Annotated in this window: 15 protein-coding genes; 10 read left to right on the top strand and 5 right to left on the bottom strand. The window is 55.5% G+C overall.

Annotation, left to right across the window (positions count from 1 at the left end; translation table 11 throughout):
* Positions 1-367: 367 nt before the first annotated feature.
* The 8 genes from AC01ZF_RS08310 to AC01ZF_RS08275 all read left to right on the top strand — a co-directional run bounded on the left by AC01ZF_RS08310 (position 368) and on the right by AC01ZF_RS08275 (position 12065).
* Positions 368-646 carry a hypothetical protein gene (locus tag AC01ZF_RS08310; RefSeq protein ID WP_015941204.1) on the top strand — a complete coding sequence of 93 codons (279 nt, stop codon included), beginning with the start codon at positions 368-370 and terminating at the stop codon, positions 644-646.
* A gap of 69 nt (positions 647-715) precedes the next feature.
* On the top strand, positions 716-1510 hold the full coding sequence (locus AC01ZF_RS08305) for a hypothetical protein (RefSeq protein ID WP_428112919.1): 795 nt from the start codon (positions 716-718) through the stop codon (positions 1508-1510).
* Positions 1489-3537, top strand: a complete 2049-nt coding sequence (locus AC01ZF_RS08300) for an alpha/beta hydrolase family protein (RefSeq protein WP_428112921.1) — start codon at positions 1489-1491, stop codon at positions 3535-3537. The genes AC01ZF_RS08305 and AC01ZF_RS08300 overlap by 22 nt, the downstream gene beginning before the upstream one ends.
* A 15-nt stretch (positions 3538-3552) precedes the next feature.
* Complete coding sequence (locus AC01ZF_RS08295) at positions 3553-3879, top strand: hypothetical protein (RefSeq protein ID WP_428112922.1); 327 nt, start codon at positions 3553-3555, stop codon at positions 3877-3879.
* A 13-nt stretch (positions 3880-3892) separates the two neighbouring features.
* Positions 3893-7642, top strand: coding sequence for an FtsK/SpoIIIE domain-containing protein (locus tag AC01ZF_RS08290; protein ID WP_428112924.1), 3750 nt, complete (start codon positions 3893-3895; stop codon positions 7640-7642).
* Positions 7643-8319: 677 nt separating this feature from the next.
* A complete protein-coding gene (locus AC01ZF_RS08285) occupies positions 8320-9708 on the top strand; it encodes an FAD-dependent oxidoreductase (RefSeq protein WP_476575276.1) in 1389 nt (462 codons plus the stop codon).
* A gap of 11 nt (positions 9709-9719) precedes the next feature.
* Entirely contained in the window at positions 9720-10847 is a 1128-nt protein-coding gene (locus AC01ZF_RS08280; RefSeq protein WP_424677445.1) for a glycosyltransferase family 4 protein, read from the top strand.
* Between the two features lie 60 nt (positions 10848-10907).
* A complete protein-coding gene (locus tag AC01ZF_RS08275; RefSeq protein WP_476575275.1) occupies positions 10908-12065 on the top strand; it encodes a PP2C family protein-serine/threonine phosphatase in 1158 nt (385 codons plus the stop codon).
* A gap of 13 nt (positions 12066-12078) precedes the next feature.
* Here AC01ZF_RS08275 and AC01ZF_RS08270 read toward each other — a convergent pair whose 3' ends face one another.
* The 4 genes from AC01ZF_RS08270 to AC01ZF_RS08255 form a co-directional block, all read right to left on the bottom strand.
* Positions 12079-13260: a thiolase family protein gene (locus tag AC01ZF_RS08270; protein ID WP_424677447.1), complete on the bottom strand. Its 1182-nt coding sequence runs from the start codon at positions 13258-13260 to the stop codon at positions 12079-12081.
* Between the two features lie 82 nt (positions 13261-13342).
* Positions 13343-14626: a hypothetical protein gene (locus AC01ZF_RS08265; RefSeq protein WP_428112927.1), complete on the bottom strand. Its 1284-nt coding sequence runs from the start codon at positions 14624-14626 to the stop codon at positions 13343-13345.
* Between the two features lie 7 nt (positions 14627-14633).
* A complete protein-coding gene (locus tag AC01ZF_RS08260) occupies positions 14634-14993 on the bottom strand; it encodes a hypothetical protein (RefSeq protein WP_424677449.1) in 360 nt (119 codons plus the stop codon).
* Positions 14994-15252: 259 nt separating this feature from the next.
* On the bottom strand, positions 15253-15852 hold the full coding sequence (locus AC01ZF_RS08255) for a hypothetical protein (RefSeq protein WP_424677450.1): 600 nt from the start codon (positions 15850-15852) through the stop codon (positions 15253-15255).
* 244 nt (positions 15853-16096) lie between these two features.
* Here AC01ZF_RS08255 and pheT point away from each other — a divergent pair, with 244 nt between their 5' ends.
* Together pheT and mvk are read left to right on the top strand one after the other, a co-directional pair.
* Positions 16097-18679, top strand: coding sequence for a phenylalanine--tRNA ligase subunit beta (pheT, locus tag AC01ZF_RS08250; RefSeq protein WP_428112929.1), 2583 nt, complete (start codon positions 16097-16099; stop codon positions 18677-18679).
* Positions 18680-18682: 3 nt separating this feature from the next.
* Positions 18683-19618, top strand: a complete 936-nt coding sequence (mvk, locus tag AC01ZF_RS08245; RefSeq protein ID WP_424677439.1) for a mevalonate kinase — start codon at positions 18683-18685, stop codon at positions 19616-19618.
* 316 nt (positions 19619-19934) lie between these two features.
* Here the strand turns inward: mvk and AC01ZF_RS08240 are convergent, their stop codons facing one another.
* The gene (locus AC01ZF_RS08240) at positions 19935-21188 is read right to left on the bottom strand and encodes a sensor histidine kinase (protein WP_476575274.1); all 1254 of its coding nucleotides are present in this window, start codon (positions 21186-21188) and stop codon (positions 19935-19937) included.
* Positions 21189-21214: the final 26 nt, after the last annotated feature.

Genomic DNA, 21214 nt, shown 5'->3' with positions numbered 1-21214 from the left:
AGATGGACTACGTGCGCGTTGGTTCACCACGCTTGCTTGTCAAGGTGCGGGGTGCAAGGGATGAAAAAACTAGCGCCACGGATGTGTGACCCTAGTCGGCGACTGCGCGCCTGGCGAGTTGTCAGGTCTACCGCCGCTCGGTGGTGAGACCGTTGCCCTTGCAACGCTGCGTAGTATAGCGAATCCCTCCCGATTTGTCAAGCGCATACCTCCGATCACGTTTTGTCTCATTACAACGCGATCTTAACCATCGAGGTCAATCACCGGTCGTCTCGAAGATTGCCGACAATTTTCGCGAGTCTTTTTGCATGTTGCAACGGTTTTATATATGCCAGGTGTTCTTCGTCCTATCGAAAGGAGGTTGACAATGAGTGACCGGGTACTCTCGACGGCAACTGCACGAGAAGCGGTAGAACGGTTTCAACGGATTGTACAAGGGCCACTGCTGCAGCAAATTAGCGATCTGAACCGTGAAGGGCAGGTTCTTTCAGATCCTAACAACTGGGATGGACGCCTTGCCGCTCAGTTCCGATCGCATTGGGCTGAGACGCATCAGAAGTTGTTGGCTATTCAGGGTTCACTTGAAGAGTTGCGCCGGCAAGTCGCTCAGATTAACCAAAACATTATGCAGGCCGGTGGTCAATAAACACAAGCTGAAGCCGGCAGGTTTCGTTCTGCCGGCTTCTGTTCAAGTATTTGATATGGAGGAAGACGGATGACATCGATATTCCAAATCAATCACGCAGAGTTGTTGTTGTTGCTCGGGTTACTCGAGTTGCCACGCCCCTTTTCGCTCGGACAAGGTACTCTGCCCGAACGTCCACTGCTCGAAGGCATGTTGAATACCGCAATGAGTAGTCTCGCTGCACGTGATTTGTTGACCTTATCACCAGAATCTGGGGAGCCACCGTTACCCCACCCTGAGCTTGCCACGCTCCTGCGCACAGTAGCACTCGCCGACAGTCTACTTATCGTCGCCAGCGGTCCACCCACGCGCCTTGGTCATATTAGTCGGTTTGGTCAGCGCTTCGTTCTCCACAGCAGTCCTTTACCAGATGTACACCGTTTTCAGGCAATCAGCGATGCAAAGCAAGTGACCGACACAATGCTTGATCTGCTCGCACCGGCGAACTTCCGCGAACCGGACAATGAAACACCTGTGCTCTTGAATGGTGAAGCGGTGTTGACCGCGTTTAATGCGCTGCATCACAACGACCTCCAAATGGCCGTGTGGGCGTTACAGAAATACGGTAGTTCATTGGCGATAGCCCAGAAGTTGGTTGAGACTATCGGCCCAAAACCCTCGCGCTACGCTCTAGCCGCGATCCGGCATATGCGACAACCTCAGCCTGAAGCGCGCGGTGCTTTGGTTATCGCCGGACGTTACGGTGGTTGGTGGGCTGCCCCGGCACCTGAGCATGCCGATCTCATGGCACTGTGGCCGGTTGGCGTCAAGGGTTTACGTTCACGGGTAGATGAGTTTGGGGCTTGGATCTGCGAGGCCGCATGAATACCGTCGCTGCTATTCCAGAGCATTTACGCCGGTTTGCTACGGTTGTCACTACCGATCTCGACCATTTGCAAGCAATAACCGGCCATCTCTCAACGATACTTAATCGGTTTCAGTCTCGTTGCCGTGAATACAGTGTTCCCGCAGTGCATGGATTGACCGACGAGTTGTTTGCACACTATCGCTCGATCGGTGATCTGGCAGCTTGGGTGCGCACGACGGCTGACCGATTAGAGGCGGCAGATCAAGGTGTTTTGCACGTCAGGACCCTGAGTAACGGTCTAACTATCATCGTTGGCAATAGCCGTCAACCAATGCTGTCACCTCATCGACTTGCCTGGACGGCGTTCGATCTCGGTGCGAGGATGGCATTGCGTGTTATCTGGGAGCTACGCTCTCCGACACGTTGGCAACCACAACTTCGCACGTCCCTGACAACTTCAGGGTGGTTCAGCAGAGTGATTGAACCAACCTTGCATTTGTCACGCTCTTGGTCGGTACTGACCGGAACGACCATACGACATTTGTTTGGCGCATTTGGACAACAGCTTCACCGGCAAGCACTGTTGTATTATCCGTCACTCTTAGCCTGGCAACACCATTGGGATACGTTTGCCGCGGTACCCTATCGCTATTACATCTGGCGCACGATAGGTCACTTGGAGGTCATTACCACATTAGGGCTGCCTCCGCTTCACACTATCGCGTGGTTGACGCGGTTTATGCCGCTCCCCTTCAGCTCGTTGGGACATTTCGCTGTATCTATCGCCGATTTGGGGTTGGTCACAAACTTACCTCCGTCTCTCTCACATCTCGCTGAGCAGATTCAACGGCGTGCGAGTATTGTGGGGCAATACCAACAGTTGTACACGATATTGCCTATCGTGACCAGTTTCGCCCAGCATTGGCAGCCTCTCAAATGGAGGCTGGGGCCATACAGTGCGTTAGCAACCACGCTAATCCTTTCCTCTCCCTTACTCGCAATGTTAGCTAGTGGACAGCTTGATCGCCTGCGACCAAGCCTACCTGTTTCTAATCCAGTTGAGGTACTGGCAATACTCGAAAACGATCTTTGGATCAATGCTTTTGAGAACCTACCCCCGGATAAAATTCGCGAACTCGCTATTCGGCTCGAGCAGCTTAATTATGCTGCCCGGATGAATTTATCACTCGGTCCATTGACTCGCTCAACAACCGGTCCAGACGCCGAACCAGATGGTCACGTCTCGGCAACAGCCGTTTTTCCACCGCTTGAGTGTAATCTTGATCCCACTCAGCCCTATCAGATCACGCCGGCTGCATTGCAGGCCAATGCCCACAGCCTGATCAGTCCGTACCTCGGCGAGGAGGTGCGCGCTGCTCGGGTCGGCGAAACAGAATATGTTGTTGGAATCAGTGGTCTTAACCTGGACAATATGGCGTATGGCACGAACGGCCTTGTTTCGGTCATTAACACTGCTGAGGGCAAAGAGTACGTCGCAGAAAATGCCTACTACCAGACAGTACGTAGCCGGATTCTCTACGTGATTGAGAACCTGCCGGAAGGTAGTACCCTTCACCTTACCGGGCACAGTATGGGCGGTGGCATGTGCATCCTGCTAAGTAACGATCCGCAGGTACAGACCGCATTGGCGCAACGCAACATCCGATTAGCCAGCGTTACTACCTTAGGTGCCGTTCGTCCGGCAGGTGAATGGAGTGACGTACCTTCCTCAATCAATGCTCAAGCCGTCACAGTCCGTCACTATGTTGATAGCGACGATGCGTTGGCAAAAGCGGTTGGCGCCGGACATGACGATTTGCGGTATCGCGATAACGTGTATACCTTAAACAATCAAACTATCGATCAACCTAGCGTTGCGCATAGCGCCTACGAAACATTCGACTATACCCGTCTACCCGACGAGGTACAAACGATGCCATTTACCATCGATCCGATGAAGTTCGAGCTACTACCGATCCCGATCCTATCCGAACCACCCGCCGTTGAGATTGAGTGGCCGGAAGCACCTCCACTTTCGGCTTAAGAGGAGGCAACCACAATGTCAGGGCCGCACGACGTGTATTGGGATTGGGGAGCCGCTAACGATGCGATTGGGGCATTACGCCGGTTAGCCGGTGAAATAGACTCGGCAGCAAACCGCCGCGCACGAGCAACTACCGAATTGCTCGGTAGCTGGGAAGGACCGCGCCAACAAGAATGGCTAGCACGCTATGCGACTATGCAGACCGCGTCCATCCGGTTACGTGAACGATGCTTACAGGTGGCAAATGCTATCGCGCAGGCCAGTGATCGCGCCCGCGCTGAACAAGATCGGATCAATCACATTCGTGCCGAACAAGAGCGTCTCGCACAACAACAACGTTAGCAGGTAGCGAACAATGCCGGACAACTACAGTCATTTTAATCGGCCACCACGCTTACGACCGCGTTGGCACGCCGAGACGGTGGAACTACCAACCCCACCAACCCCACCGCCGTCCAGAACGACCACGATCTGGTTACAGGCATTGTTGCCGGTGATTGCTGCGCTCATGTTTAGTGCCGGTGCTTGGTTTGGTCACGGCTCGTGGCTTATGTCGCTGCCGGCATTAGTGTTGGCGTTATTGAGTGGCAGCGTCACGATCTTCCACGAGCGAGAGTCGGCACGGCGTAACACCCAAGCACACACCGAACAAGAGGCGCTATTCAGTGATCGCCTCGCAGCCGCGCGCTCCCGTCTCCGCCGACTACACGAAGCAGAGCGAGCCGCCCGACGCTATCTTGCACCTGATCCGGTCGAGCTATTACAGATCGCCGGTGCGGGCGAACGTCTTCGCACACCTGAACCACGCTTATGGGAACGACGCCTACACGATGATGACGCGCTAGAGTTGCGATTGGGTAGCGGAATGTTACCTGCGGCTAGCCGAGCTGTGATTCCACCAGGTACACCGGCCGACCGTCGGATCGATCACCTGCTCGCCGAATATGCCCATCTCCAGCACGTACCGATCTGCCTGCCGTTACGTCAGCTCGGTTCATTAGGCATTGCCGGACCACGCTCTGCTGTTTTAGGTTTGGCCTATGCCCTACTAGCACAGGCAGCAACTCTGCATGCTCCCTCTGAACTGCGGATCGCTCTGATTGCAACACCCCCTGCTGCTCCCGACTGGCAATGGATAGTACGCCTACCCCACACCCAACTCGCCGACGAAACTGCAACCGGACGGGTATTGGCAGCGACAGAGCCGGCAGCCATCGAACGTCTCCTGACCCTCTTACTCGATGAATTGAGCCGACGACGTGAACTGGCGTCGGCTAACTCTTTACCTATCTTGATTATCGTCGATGGTGCAGGGTTAGTTACCGTACATACTGCTCTCGGTCAATTGCTGCGTGACGGTGGAGCATACGGCATCATAGTTGTCGTCCTGACTGACGATTGGGCCAATATGCCAGAGCACTGTGCAGCAATGGTAGAAGTCGATCAACGGATAGGACGATGGACACGAGCCGGCGAAGCATGGCCTGCAACCCCCTTCCAGCCCGATCGGTTAGATCGCAGTGGGATCGAACAGCTAGCCCGTCGTCTGGCGACAATACGTCTCAACGAGGTCGGCGTTGGACAAAATCTACCGCGCCACGTGCGATTGCTCGATTTGCTGGCAGAGTATTTCAGCGCTAACCATCCTGTTCCTACACGCTGGCAAGAATTACCGACCAATGCCTGGTGTGCCGACGTTCCTATTGGATCGGTTGGTGATGGAAAGCCATTACACCTCAATCTTAATGAACAACAACACGGCCCCCATGGGATTATTGCCGGCACCACCGGTGCAGGGAAAAGTGTCTTGCTACAGAGTATTATCACTGCCCTTGCTGTAACCCACGGTCCAGATCGGTTGAACTTACTACTTATCGATTTTAAAGGTGGCGCTGCGCTTGCACCCTTCGCTCCTTGGCCGCATACCACCGGCTTTATCACCGATCTTGACGGCAGGATGGCAACCCGTGCAATTGCAGCTATCACGAGCGAATTGCGACGACGCAAAACGATGTTACGCACCGTCACCGAATCCTACGGTGTGCATGTTGAAAATATCGCCGATTATCGAGCCTTAGCCGACAAATATACGCTAGAACCATTGCCTAATTTGCTGATTATACTTGACGAATTCGACGAAATGGCCCGCAGTTGTCCCGATTTTGTCAGTGCTCTCGTCCGCGTCGTAAAGCAAGGCCGCTCACTAGGCGTCCATTTACTGATTGCAACCCAACAACCGGCGCGCGTCGTAAGTGATGAAATCCGTAGTCAATTGAGCTACTTCATAGCGCTGCGTCTTGGGAGCAGTGAAGACAGTCGTGAAATGCTACAACGACCTGATGCGGCTTTTTTACCACCACAATTACCGGGCCGCGCCTATATGCGGAGTGGCAGCGAAGCACGACTGGTCCAGGTTGCTCGGCTCACGACACAAGCTAATGGTCAGAGTGATCTCGAGACGGTCACACGACAATTGTGTAATGCCGGTCAAGTGTATCTCAATGCGCTGAACTGGAAACCATCACCGATTTGGCAACCACCCTTACCAGCGCGTTTGACGACAATCGCACCGGCCAGTGGCCTACAAGTCGCGATTGGATTACTCGATATTCCCCAACAAACCCGACAAACACCACTACTTATCGATCTGAAAGCCGGTCATCTTGTCATTTTTGGTGGGCCGGCAAGTGGTAAAAGCGTCGCTCTGACCCGGATCGTGCTTGATCTAGCCTCTCGATTACCACCCGACGCTCTCTGGTGCTACCTGATCGATGGCGATGGTCGCTTGCTCAATGCACTCACCGGTCTGCCGCATGTCGGAGCACTTGTGCGCCCATTCGAGCGAGAAGCATTGCTCGCACTCTTCCGTCAACTCGACAACCATCTACGCGAGCGGAGAACACGGGTTGCTGCCGGGCAATCACCGGGACCACCATTGCTCCTCGCCATCGACCGCATAGCAGCAGTGCGCGATGAGCTGCGTGACACCTATGGAGAAAGTGATCTGGTGGAGTTGGTACGGCTTGCCCGTCATGGACGCGACCTTGGATTACACATCATCATCAGTGCTGAGCGAGCATCAGACCTGCCATACCGCTTGGCCGCCCAATTCGAGCAGCGGGTAGCGTTGCGGATGCCTGAACTCAACGATTACACCGACGTTTTTGGGATTCGACCGGCAACCCAACTACCCCCATTAACACCAGGACGGGGTTATTGGCTGCACAACGATGAGGGGTTGCTAGAACTACAAGTTGGATTACCAGAAGAGTGGGGCGACAGTAGTGATAGTCGCGAAATCACCCATGCAATTCGAACGCAGGTAGCAGCAATGAACGGTCTTGCATCGGCTTGTAGCGGACCGCCACCGCTAGCAATCCTCCCCGAGCGATTGTCACGTAAACAATTACCGACAGTCAGACGAGGTGACGTCGGTCTGATCATACCTTGTGGCTGGTCGGCAGAACCACCTGGTCCGGCCTTCCTACACCTCGGCTCAGCAACACCCCACGCACTTATTATCGGGCCACGCCGAAGTGGTAAGAGTAGCACGCTGCTTACCGTGGCCCACGAAGTTCAAACGGAAGCAACCGTGCGCATGATCATTATCGATGGGCCACGGCGCAGTCTCAGTCAATTGCGCACCGTACCACAAACAGTGCGTTATATCGCTGATGAAGCCGGTCTCATCGCTTTTAGCGTCGAACTAACCGAGTTACGTCATCATCCAACCGAACGATATTTGATCATTATTGATGATTATCATCTCTGCCGCGAGCGATGGCGAGATCACTTCACGCAGAGTTATAGTCCAACCCCCAATGTATTCAACCAACTGGTAGAGCTGGCGCAAACCGGTGACGAACCGTTCCACCTTTTAATTGCTGCCACGATAAGTTATGCCGATGATCCGCTGCTCCGAGCACTCGACAGTGCTCGTAATGGCATTATACTCTGGCCGGGCCGCTATGACACCGGCACGCGATTGCTGGGTTTAAACCTGCCACTCACCGACCAGCGCACGTTTGAGCAACCACCGGGACGGGCGTTGCTGGTAAGTGGCGATGATGAGCCGGTGATGGTGCAGTTGGCAGGGGAAGAGTGAATGACCTGCGCATACACAAATGGACTTTGGACGTAGGTATAAACGATGAACTAAAATGAAAAGCAAAACATTTGTACATATACAAATTAAACCCTATCCCTTGTATATATGCACTGCAACCCAATTGCAAAAGGAGAGGCAACCAGCAATTTTCCTCTCTAGGATTACACCACCAACTAACCGATAGCAACCACTCCCCCAGCTATATATCCCCACCCTTTGCGTTACACCCTTTGCACTCTCTGCGCCTTTGCGTTACACCCTTTGCACTCTCTGCGCCTTTGCGTTACACCCTTTGCACTCTCTGCGCCTTTGCGTTACACCCTTTGCACTCTCTGCGCCTTTGCGTTACACCCTTTGCATGCACACAACAAGCCTGCATCGACCTAAGCAAGATAATATCGGTAACAAGCATAATTATTATTCTGTTCTTCTATAATTGTCCACAACAAACCTATCACTGAAAATAGCCAGTCTCACCAACCCACCGGCTACTTCGCCAACCATCGCAGGCCAATTGCCGCTCAATCTTGGCTTCATGATGTTCTACACAAGAGAATTCGAACTGCCATCACAAGACGTTTGACATGACGTAATAGACATGGTACATTGCAACCCGATCTGTGCTGTATATCACAAATGGCTCAATCGGTAACCAGACGACAAAGGAGTGCGCCGTGAGTGAAACTTTGGGAAGCGCCCAACGCCCGCTGCGCGTCGCTATTATTGGCGCCGGTCCGGCCGGTTTCTACACTGTTGAGGCTTTACTAAAGCAAAAAGATCTCGTCTGCCAGATCGATATTTTTAATCGCTTCCCCACACCCTATGGACTGGTACGTGAGGGAGTTGCTCCTGATCATCAGTCGATTAAGGCGGTCACACGTATCTACGACAAACTCGCAGCCCACCCCAGTGTACGCTACTTCGGCAACGTCACCTTCGGCGTTGATATTACCCACGCCGATCTCCGCACACGCTATGATCAGATCGTCTACGCCGTTGGCGCACAATCAGATCGACGAATGGGCATCCCGGGTGAGGATCTCTTTGGTAGTATGCCGGCAACCGCCTTCGTCGGTTGGTACAACGGCCGTCCTGATTACCGTGACCTCGAAGTAGATTTGAACGTTGAGCGGGTAGTGGTAGTTGGCAATGGAAACGTGGCAATGGATGTCACCCGCATCTTAGTCAGCGATCCTGATGAGCTGGCAAAAACCGATATTGCCGACTATGCACTCGCTGCTCTGCGCCAGAGCAAAGTTCGCGAAGTGGTGATGCTGGGTCGGCGTGGGCCGGTGCAGGCAGCCTTCACAAATCCTGAGTTGAAGGAGTTCGGTGAACTCAAAGGCGTTGACGTCATTGTTGATCCGGCCGATCTTGAGCTTGATCCGCTGAGTGAGGCCGCAATGGCCAACGATAAGACAGCGGCGAGGAATGTTGAGCTGCTCCGCGAATATGCTGCACGTGGTAGTACCGGCGCACCACGGCGAATTGTTATGCGTTTCCTCGTTTCACCCATTGCAATCCACGGTGCTGATGGCCGTGTTACCGGAGTGACCATCGAACGCAACCGGCTGGTACAGGCCGCCGACGGCAGTCTGCGCCCACGCGGTACCGGTGTGACCGAAGAGATTAGCTGCGGTATGATCCTCCGTTCAGTTGGTTATCGTGGTGTCCCTCTGCCCGATGTGCCATTCGACGAAGCAAGCGGCACCATTCCCAACCGTAATGGGCGTGTTCTCAATGGACCAAATGGCGAGCCGATCCCCGGTGAGTATGTGGTTGGGTGGATCAAGCGCGGCCCGTCGGGAGTGATCGGCACGAATAAGCCCGACGCCGTAGAGACCGTGAACAGTATGCTGGCCGATCTGCCAACGTTGCCCGGTGCGCCACAACATAATGATATTGCCGATCTCTTGCGCGAGCGTGGTGTTGATTTCGTGAGCTACGCCGATTGGCAACGACTGAACGAGTACGAGACGGCACAAGGTGCCGCCCAAGGTCGCCCACGGGTCAAGGTTACGCGCGTTGAGGAGATGTTGGATATTATTCGCGCCGGCCGCTAATGCGAATCGTGATGATTGCGCCCTTCGGGATCAGGCCGAAGGGTACGCTCTTGGCCCGCATGTTGCCGTTGGCACAGGCACTGCACAGACGGGGCCATGCCGTGACCATTGTGGCCCCGCCGGTACATAACCCCACCGATGGCGGAACACACCGCTCCTACGATGGAGTGATCGTTATCCACACGGCCACACCACCGCTGCGTGGGCTACCGGCAGCGCTTTGGCATACGATGGCGCTATGGCAGCAGACACGCCGGCTTCGTCCTGATGTGATTCATCTATTCAAACCAAAAGGTTTTGGCGGCCTGGCAGTGTTGGCACGTGGTCGGGTTCCACTCGTTGTCGATTGCGACGACTGGGAGGGGCCAGGTGGCTGGAATGATCTCCTGCCGTATCCACAACCGGCTAAATTGCTCTTCGCGTGGCAAGAGCGCGATTTGCCGCGCCGCGCCGATGCAGTTACGGTTGTTTCCCACACGCTCGAAACACTGGTGTGGGCAATGGGCGTGCCACCACAGCGCGTTTTCTACCTACCTAATGGTGCAGTCCCGAACGAACTACTCCCGCCGCGACCAACCGAACGACCAACCATTGTGCTCTATACCCGCTTCTGGGAACTCGATGTGGCCGAGGTGGCAACGGTGCTGGCAACGATTCACCAGGCTCGACCGACAGCTCGTCTGTTGTTGATCGGCAAAGGTGAACGCGGTGAAGAGCAGCGTCTGTTAGCGCAAGCGGCAGCCGAGGGATGGCTCACAATGGTCGATTATCGCGGCTGGCAAGAACCAACCGCTATCCCATCGTTACTCGCCGAAGCCGATGTGGCGCTAGCACCCATCCGCGATACATTAATCAACCGTGCTCGCGGAATGGCCAAATTGGTTGAAATACTTGCTGCCGGTTTACCGATTGTCGCCAGTGATGTAGGTACGGCACGTGACTATCTTGCTCCAGATGCCGGTATTCTTGTGCCACCCGGCAATCCGAACGCACTAGCGGCAGCCGTCATTAATCTGCTTGACGATGCAACGGCACGAGCCAAACTCCGTACCGCCGCTCTCGCGGCGGCCCATCGCCTCCATTGGGATAACCTCGCCCTTATTGCGGAAACCGCCTATCGCCAAACCGTCTGTCAATAAAAATCCAGTGCCATGGTATGATGATGCTCAATCAGCGTAACCGCTTTCCAAACCATACCTATGGCAGATCAACTAACCGGCCGGATCCTCATCATCGATGATAGTGAATACAATCGCTCTTTGTTGGCCCGCCAGCTTGAACGGCGTGGGCACAGCACTGTTACTGCTGCTCATGGTCGGCAAGGGTTGGAATATGCTCAACGTGAACTCTTCGATGTCATTCTGCTCGATCTGATGATGCCGGAAATGGACGGATTCACTGTGCTCGATCAGCTCAAGCATACTCCCCAGACCCACCACATTCCGGTGATCGTGATTTCGGCAATTAATGAAATCGACGATGTAGTACGTTGTATCGAGGCAGGCGCTGAAGATTATTTAACCAAGCCATTCAACCAAACATTGCTGTACGCGAAAATTAACGCCTGCCTCGAACGAAAAAGACTACGCGATAGCGAACAAGCGTATCTCAACGCTATTCGCTACGAACTAGAGTTGGGTCGGCGGACACAGGCAGACTTTTTGCCCACCAGCTTACCACAACTGACCGGTTGGGAAATTACGGCTGCGTTTGTGCCGGCGCGGGATGTGGCCGGTGATTTCTACGATGCTTTTCTCTTGCCTGATCAGCGGTTAGTCTGTTTTGTGGGGGATGTGTGTGATAAAGGGGTCGGCGCAGCATTGTTTATGGCACTGACCCGTTCACTTTTACGTGCCTTTATCGAGCAAGCTGCGGCCAATGGTACCGATCCGCTACGTGCGGTTGCAATGACCAATGAGTATATTGCCCGTCACCATCGCGCCAGCCGCACCTTCTCGACCATCTTCTGTATTATGTTTGAGCCTAAAAGTGGACTTGCACAGTATGTAAACGCCGGTCATCCAGAACCGCTCATTATCAGAGCAGATGGTAGCGTTTCGCACCTCACCACCACAGGGCCAGCCGTCGGTTGGATCGCAGATGCCTGTTTCACCATCGAGACAACCACATTGCGTGCAGGAGACATCCTTTTTGCCTACACCGACGGCGTCACCGAGACCCGCACACGCAATGGCGAGTTGTTTGGAGAGGAACGACTGCTCAGCGCCATCGCTACAGCCCACAATCAAGCCTTTCGCCTCGATGTCATCCAGCAGGCAGTGATGATATATACCGGCCAACCGCAACCTGCCGATGATTTGACCATGTTGGCGGTATGCCGGTGTCGTACCGACTAACCGCCAACACCGATTACATGACTTCGACCTCTAACGCAACCGCTTCACCACCACCAAGGCAGAGCGCGGCAATACCTCGCTTACCACCACGTTGCCGCAATGCCGAGATGAGTGTTACCAATACTCGCGTCCCACTAGCACCGATCGGATGCCCAAGCGCAATCGCACCACCATGCACATTAACCCGATCGGCATCGAGCGACAGAGCGCGCAGATTGGCAATCACCTGAGCTGCAAAGGCCTCATTAATCTCAAATAGATCGTAATCGTCAAAGGTACGCCCGGCGCGTTTCATCAACTGTTCAATTGCAAAAGCGGGTGCCGTAAAGACTTCGAGCGGCTTCACGGCAGCCTGTGCCGCAATTCCAATACGGGCCAACGGTTGTAAGCCTAGCTGGGCAGCACGACCGGCCCGCATCAAGACAACCGCGGCAGCACCATCGGTGATACCAGGCGCGTTTCCCGCCGTTACCGTGCCATCGGCAACGAATGCCGGTTTAAGTTTCGCCAACGCAGCTAATGAGGTATCGCGCCGTGGCCCTTCGTCAACCGTCACTACATTAATTTGCCCCTTCGGCCCTGCTACCTTCACGGGGATAATCTCTTCGTTAAACGCCCCACTATCTTGCGCGGCAATCGCACGCTGGTGCGATTGCAATGCGTAGTTGTCTTGCTGTTCACGGGTAACGTGAAATGTGCGCGCAATCCATTCCGCAGCCGCGCCCATATGGTGATTCTCGAATGCGCACCATAACCCATCGTGAACAACTGCGTCGATAATCTGACCATGACCGAGTCGGTACCCGTGCCGCGCTTGGGGTAACAGGTAAGGACCTCCACTCATATGTTCCATACCACCGGCAACCAATACCTCTGCCTCACCGGCTTTGATCAGCGCAGTCCCTACCATTACCGCCTTTAGGCCACTTCCGCATACCTTGTTAATGGTCAAACCACCGACCGTTTCCGGTAAACCGGCGCGTAAGGCCGCCTGTCGTGCCGGTGATTGACCCAACCCAGCAGTGACAACGCATCCCATAATACATTCATCGATCATGGCCGGATCGATACCGGCACGTTGCACTGCCGCCTGTACGGCAGCAGCACCGAGATCAATCGCGCTCAAACCACTATAGGCGCCATTGAAGCGTCCGATCGGTGTACGCACCGCACTCACGATGACTACATCGTCCATGAATTGTTCCTCACAGTGCTGGGGGTGGTTAGATGCCACACACATTAAGCCAAATAGTAACCCTATTATAACAAGCCACGTTTTACCCTATTAAGCCACGCAACTGTCGGTAGAGGCGTAATACGCCACTGCCATTATCATAGCCGGGTGGTAACCACGCCGGCGGACGCAACAGCCACAAGCCAGCCTGTGCTGCCGGAGGTCGAGCACGCGGCACTACCGGATCGGGCAACGGCGCAACAACCTCAATGTCCGGCAGAGTCGTTGCGACCTGGGGTAGCACCTTAGCAATCGCTTTTTGCAAGACATTAGCAAGCTGAGTGCGGAATTGACCGCGTTTATGGCGAGAGGCGGAACGTAACTGAGCCGATTCGGCGGCGGATAACCGCATCGCAACGGTGAGAGTACGACAAGCCGCTTGATCATCGGTCGGTGATACGCTGATTAATACCGGCGTACCCCCAACGGCTACAATCTGACACAATGGGAGACATTCCGGTACCTGCGCATTATCAAGTGCAACGTAGCTCGTAGCCCATGCCGGCAGCGCGTTATGACGATGATGAGCTAATTGCCACGCAGCAACGCCAAGCACAACCACCCGCGCTGTTACCTTTTCACCACCGGTCAAACCAATACCCACAACTCGGGTTGGCGTCGTGAGCAATGTCACTGCACGTTGATGCCGTCGCCATTCACCACCGGCGCGTATCAACGCATCACCGAACAGCCAGGACAATGTCGCAGCATTACCGACTAACGTTTCTGCCGGTGGCAGCAACGCAACACTACCGGCCGACCATGCGCAATGGTCACAGACCGGCAGACCATAGGCCATGAGCATGGTATCGATGAAATGACGTAACGCCGGGTCGACCAACCCATAGCGCCGCAGCATATCGGCCACCGTGATTCGTCGCTGACGCAGCACCTGAATTTGAGCGAGCGGATCAAACCGCTCGGCCAACCGTAACGCAGCCATTGCTGCGGTCTCTTGGGCCTGCCAAAAGCGACTTGCCGCATCGGTCTGCGCCGGAAAGAGTGCCCGGCGCGTCCGTCGCCACTGTCCTATATCGCTCGGCACATCAATAGTGCGCGCAGGTAGATGCACCCGCCATGCCGGCTCACGACGGACAACAGGGAGATAAACCCCTACATGCGCGGCAATACGAGCGTATGGCCCGTCATTCAGACCGGCCCACTGTGGAGGGAAGGCATCGTACTGCATACCGCGCCAGCACACCCGTGGCCGCGTCGTCCCGGCACTCACGAGCAGCACAGCGCGGCCATCACGAGCAAGCAGCGCAGCGAGTGCTGCCTCGGCAGCGGTATCACCAACAATGATGACATCGAAGTGGTCAGACATGCACCCTCTACCTTCCGGTCTCGAATAAGCGGGCCACCACGATGAAGAGCATCACCAAGATACCGGTATAGGCCAACCCCACCACCCTCGGCTGCCGATCACGCACCGCAAACGCCGTAGCCGGGATAAGTGCCACCGCAACCACACCATAGATGAGGTGTAATGCCATTACAACCAAATCGGTATTCCAAAGCAACGGAATCCCAATCGCAGACTGGGCAAGAATGAGTAATTGCAGAATCCCACTGAGCGGTTGCATCCCACCACGGTTACGCCAAGCTACCACTAACGCCCAAAGTAAACCGACCACGATCACCACAGAGATCGTCAGTTGCAACCGACTGTGTAACGCCAAAAGCCGCTCCATAATGCAATTATTGTAGCACGGCAACGCAAGAGCTTGGAGTATACTGATGCCACGGCGGAACTACCGTCTAGATAACATGCGAGTACCTTCATGAGTACCATTGGTATCACCGAATGTCTCATTATTCTACTATTGGTGACGGTCGTCGCTGCACTTGCGTTCCGAGTCGGCTATTTTCGTGGACGGGGGCGGAGTTGACAAAGAGCGCGTGAGAAGTCTCACTACTCTTTGCCATTGCCTATCACCGAACCAATTCCTGTTATGGTGTAGGCGTTGCTACCGGTGAACCCGTCGGGCTTGGGGTTGGTGTGAAGGCTGTTGCAGTTGGGGTGAGAACCGGTGTCAGAGTTGGCAACCCTACGTCATCAACCGTATCGCCGGCAATATTGCTTAGTCGGTCGAGAAAACGGGTCAACCGCTCGCTGCGACGTTCCACCTCGCGAATACGCGCTTGCTGTTCGGCCTGCACAGTTGCTACAACCGCGACCAACACTTGCCCTTCACGCAACCGATCTTGCAACGCAACCGTCTCTGCAACCGCGGTCTGCAAGGCACGTCCTAGCGCTACCGCCGTGGCTGCTTGCCCGACCTGCGCAGTCGCAAAAGCCGCTAATCGCTCGGTTTGTTGCTCAAGCTCGTCAATCCGCTCACGCGCATTGTTTAGCTCAAGATTGGTTTGCGCCTGCGCCGTTTGCAAACTGACGAATGTTTCAGCGTGCGCGGTAGCTATCGCTTGGAGTTGCTGTACATCACTGCTCGCTTGCCGAAGTTGTTGTGGCGTCGAGAGATCAAGCCCCGACAGATAGAGGAGTCCGGCACCGGCTGCGAGTGCCAATCCCACAGCCAGGATCAGCGTCATCAGCCAACCGAAAAAACTGAGGAATCGACTGAAACAACTACGCGATCGGGACGTGGACGTTGCCGATGCTGTCGGCGGTAGCTCATTGGTGTTTGATTGGGTCATACTATCAAAATGTCATGAACGCGAATTCCATAGCCTATTGTAACATGCCCGATCTAAGACACAATGCCGTACCTATTTGACAGTCATCAAGTCGCTCGTTACAATCGCAGCAGCCGGATTGCTTTGCTGAGGAAGTCGTATGCGAGTTCCACTGTCGTGGTTGCGTGAATTTGTTGCGATTGATCTGCCGGTCGAGGAATTGGCCCGTCGCCTCACCTTTGGTGGTATGGAAGTTGCGCAGATCCACCGCATTGGTGTTGAGGGGTCGCCGCTGCCCTGGGATCCCGAATTGATTGTCGTGGCGAATGTGCTAGAAGTGCGCTCGCACCCCAACGCCGACCGGCTCGTGTTAGCCGATGTTGATTACGGCGCCGCCCAGCCACATACGGTCGTCACCGGTGCACCGAATCTCTTCCCTTACCGCGATCAGGGTCGCCTGCCGCATCCGCTCAAGGCAGCCTTCGCCCGTGAAGGTGCGCAGTTGTACGATGGTCACGCCGAGGGATGGGTGATTACAAAATTGAAGGGTCGCCCGGTGCGTGGCGTGATGAGCGATGCGATGCTCTGTTCTGAGAAGGAGCTAGGGCTTAGTGAGGATCACGAAGGCATTTTGATCTTGCCTGACGATGCACCGGTAGGGATGCCGTTACGTGATTATTTGGGTGAGGTGATCCTTGAGATCGATCTCACCCCGAATTTTGCCCGCTGCCTCTCGATTGTCGGTGTAGCCCGCGAAGTCGCTGCCCTGACCGGTGCGCCGCTCAAGCTGCCCGATCCACAAGTCGTTGCCGAGGGACCGTCGATCATCGGACGCGCCAAGGTGACAGTCCACGAACCTGACCTCTGCCCACGCTTTATGGTGGGGCTGGCCGAAGGGGTGAAGATCGGTCCATCACCGTTCTGGATGCAACGCCGGCTGATCAACGCCGGGATGCGCCCGATTAACAATATCGTTGATATTTCCAACTATGTGATGCTTGAGTGGGGACAGCCGACCCACACCTTCGATGCCGACCGTGTCGCCGACCGTCATCTGATCGTGCGACTGGCCCAACCGGGTGAACGTCTCACGACCCTCGATGACCGCGATCGGGATTTGACCCCCAGCCCTGAAAGCGGCTTGTCGCATCCGCCACTGTTGGTATGCGATGCAACCGGGCCGTTGGCGATAGCCGGTGTGATGGGAGGGGCCAATTCGGAAGTCAGCAATGCGACGACAAATGTGTTGCTCGAGGCGGCCATTTGGGAACCGGTGCAGATTCGGCGCACGGCACGCAGCCTGAAATTGCCGAGCGAGGCGTCGCGCCGGTTTGAGCGCGGGGTTGATTACGCACTGCCACCGATTGCTCTGCGCCGCTGTTTGGAGTTGATGCGACTGTATGCCGGAGCGACGATTGCTGCCGATTTTATCGATGTCTATTCTCGTCCGTGGCAGCCGGTAACGATCGAACTGCTGTCATCGGAGGTTCACCGGTTGCTCGGTATTCATCTCGATGCTCACTCGATTGCTGAGATTTTGGGTCGGCTCGGTTTTACCTGCTCGATCCAAGGTGGGTCGACGGTCGGCGATTTTGCGATCTTAGCTGCCGAACCGGTGGTGCGGGTAGAAGTGCCCTCTTTCCGCCAAGATGTTACCATGGTCGCCGATCTGTGCGAAGAATTAGCGCGTGTCTATGGCTATGATCGCATCCCCTCAACGCGCCTAGCCGACGAATTACCCCCACCGATGACGGTGAAAGCCATTGAACTCGAAGATCAGGTGCGTGACTTGATGGTTGGGGCCGGACTGACCGAGTTGATCACCTACTCCTTGATCGACATGGCACTGGTCGCCCGCGTTCAACCCTCTGAAGCGGTGCCCGAACGGTATCTCAAGATCAGCAATCCTGGTACACCAGAACATGTATATATGCGACGCTCGCTCCTCCCGTCGCTCGCAGCAGCGTTAGCGCTCAACTTACGTGAACGCGAGCGATCGCTGGTCTTTGAGATTGGGCGCGTCTACCTGCCCCCAGCCGAACCGGGCAAGGATGATCGGTGGCTCCCCGATGAACCGCGCCGTCTGGCAATAGCCCTCGCCGGCCCACGTCAGCCCGAAAGTTGGTTGAGCACCGACCGCGACTGGCTCGATTTCTACGATTTGAAGGGTATCGTCGAACTGCTCGGCGAACGGCTGGGATTGAGTGATCAACTGACCTTTGCACCACTGACCGATGATGAACGTTTCCATCCCGGACGATCAGCGGTGCTCATGTTGGTACATAAACGCGATAGCCGGGGACGCCCGGTCGATCAGCAGCCGGTTGGCGTACTCGGTGAAGCGCATCCGCAGGTGCGCGCCCGCCTCGAAGTGAACGTACCACGTGTGCTGCTCGCCGAGATCGATCTCGAAACACTCATCGCTCACGCCGGACAAGCGACCTATCGAGCCATTTCACGCTTCCCGGCCAGTGTGCAAGATCTGTCAATTGTGGCCGATGAAACGGTGAGCGAAGCTCAGATCCGCGCCGTCATCCAACGCAGCGCCGGTGAGTATCTTGAGAGCTTAAACCTGTTCGACCGCTATAGCGGGCCACAGGTAGGGGAGGGTAAGCGTAGTCTGACGTATCACCTCGTCTTCCGCGCATCTGACCGCACCCTCCTCGACGAGACGTTAGCCAAGATTCGCAAGAAGATTATCGGTAATCTTGAACGCGAACTAGGCGCAACCATCCGCAGTTAGGCTATGGCAACGGCACCGGCAAAACTGATCCTCTGTGGCGAACACGCGGTTGTCTACGGGAGACCGGCGATTGCCTTGCCGTTGACCGATCTGCGCGCAACGGCAACGGTGACGCCGGCGCCGGCGGGGAGTGGCCCGATCATCAGAGCGCCCGACTTAGGTGGACAGTGGCGGGTCACCGAATGTCCCAACGAACCTCTCAGCGCGTTAGTACTAAAGATCGTTGAGCAGTTTCACATTCCAACGGACATTGAAATTACCATCCATTCGGCGATCCCGATTGCCAGTGGGATGGGAAGCGGAGCTGCGATTGCGACGGCGATTGTGCGTGAGCTGCTTGCAGTTGGCGGACACACGGTACCCACCGCGACCATCGCTGAGCTGGTGTACGAGAGCGAACGTGGTTACCACGGGACGCCGAGTGGGATCGATAATACAGTGGTCGCTTTTGAGCAGCCGATCTGGTTTCAACGCCGTCCATCTTTACCACCCCTGATCGAACCGGTGACCATTGGTACACCGTTAACACTGGTGATCGGCGACAGTGGTGTGCGTAGTCCGACGCGATTACCGGTTGGTGCCGTGCGTGAACGTTGGCAAGCCGAGCCAGAGCGTTATGAAGCACTGTTCGATCAAGTAGGTGAAATAGTGACAGCCGCACGAACGGTGCTCGCGCAAGGCGATGTCGCAGCATTAGGGCCATTACTCGATGCCAACCACGCTCTCTTGTGCGAGATTGGTGTCTCTTCACCCGAACTCAACCGCCTAACCGACGCAGCGCGGGCGGCGGGTGCATTAGGCGCCAAACTGGCCGGTGCCGGTTGGGGTGGCGTGATGTTGGCGTTGACCACGCCGGAACATGCGGCGACGATCGCTGGCGCGTTGCGGGCCGCCGGCGCAGCCAACACGCTCGTGACAACGATTGCGGCGACGGGATGATGACAGAGTGCGACAATGAGACTGCCACACTCCATAACATCGGCAACGTTTGCGAAGCCTACTCCACCGGCGAGAGGGCGAGTGACTTACCTTGCGACAATGGGACTGTCGCACCCATCGTCCATACTGTAGCGTGACGTTTGCGAAGCCTAACTCACCGGTAAAGGAGAGAGTGATGTTAAATACGGCAGGAGAACTGCCGCACCCTATCATTTGTGCAATGTTTGCGAAGCCTACCCCACCGGTAAGGCGGCGAGTGACTTACGTGCGGCAGTGGGACTGCCACACTCCATCATTTGTGCAATGTTTGCGAAGCCTAGCTCACTGGCAGTTGCACAATGAACGTACTGCCCCGCCCCACTTCGCTCTCAAGCAAAATACTGCCGCCGTGCGCCTCAACTGCGAGCCGGCAAAAATAGAGACCCAAGCCGGTACCCCAGCGACGATCATTCTCGCGGGCTTGATAGAAGCGATCGAAGATCCGATCTTGCGCCTCGCGCGGAATACCCATACCGGTATCGCTGACCCGCAACTCAACGCTATGGCCATCGTTGGTCAGGCGAGCAGACACGACCACTTCACCGTCTGACGGCGTAAACTTCACCGCATTCGAGACCAGATTCGTGATCACCCGTTCGATCAAGTGCTGATCGAGTAGGATCAGCGGCAACTCTGATGGTAATTCCACCCACACATGTGGCTGATCAGGATGGGCCAACTGGCGAAACGGATCACACACGGTCTTGATCAACATAACGAGATTAGTCGGCTGCAACTGCAACGACCAACTGCTCGTCTCGAGCCGGGCCGAATCGAGTACCGTCTCGGTCAAACTGAGCAGATAATTGGCGCTCTCGCGCGCCACTTCAATCAATTCATCGCGCGCGCTGGCATCAAAGCCTTGACGCTGCAAGGCCTTGAGACTGATCAGAAGTGTATGCAACGGCGCGCGCATATCATGCACAATCATCCGGGTCTGATCTTCATGATTGCGCAGCCGTTCGGTGAGCACGCGATTGGCGAGTGCCAAGGTCACGTGTTGGCGAGCAGCAAAATCGAGCGCCTGATGCGCGATCTGCAAGAGCAAATGGCTAGGCAGCGGCTGCAAACGCTGCAATGCAGCGCGTTGCAGTATCGGGATGGAGTTTTCGAGCTGCTCGCTTAGGGCCAACAGATCTTCAGGAGCGCAGCTCCAATGGGCATCATGCAATTGCAGATCAGCTTCGTGTTCCAACGACTCCATCGGAATAGCGACCAAGGCATAACCGTAGCGCGGTCCTACGCCAACCAGCGCCACTCCTACACCTTGAGTCGCCACATTACTGCGTTGAATCGGCAACGCCACGCCCTGTAGGGCCAGATCGGCCCAATGACCGCCGGCTGAGCCAGCAACGAGCACTGACCCACCCTCAGAAAGCGTTGCATAACTCAACGTCTGCGCCAGTTGGATAAGTGCCGCTGGCGTATATCCGCCCGCTACTCCCATCCGCAGACATGATTTGAGCTGAGCAATGTCTGGGATGAGCTGGACTGCCGGTCGCTCACCCACTTCACGTTGATTACCCCCCACGGCTCATTCCTTCCCCACTGCGTAGC

The organism is Chloroflexus sp., assembly GCF_056331925.1.
This window is presented reverse-complemented; position numbering and strand designations above follow the sequence as displayed.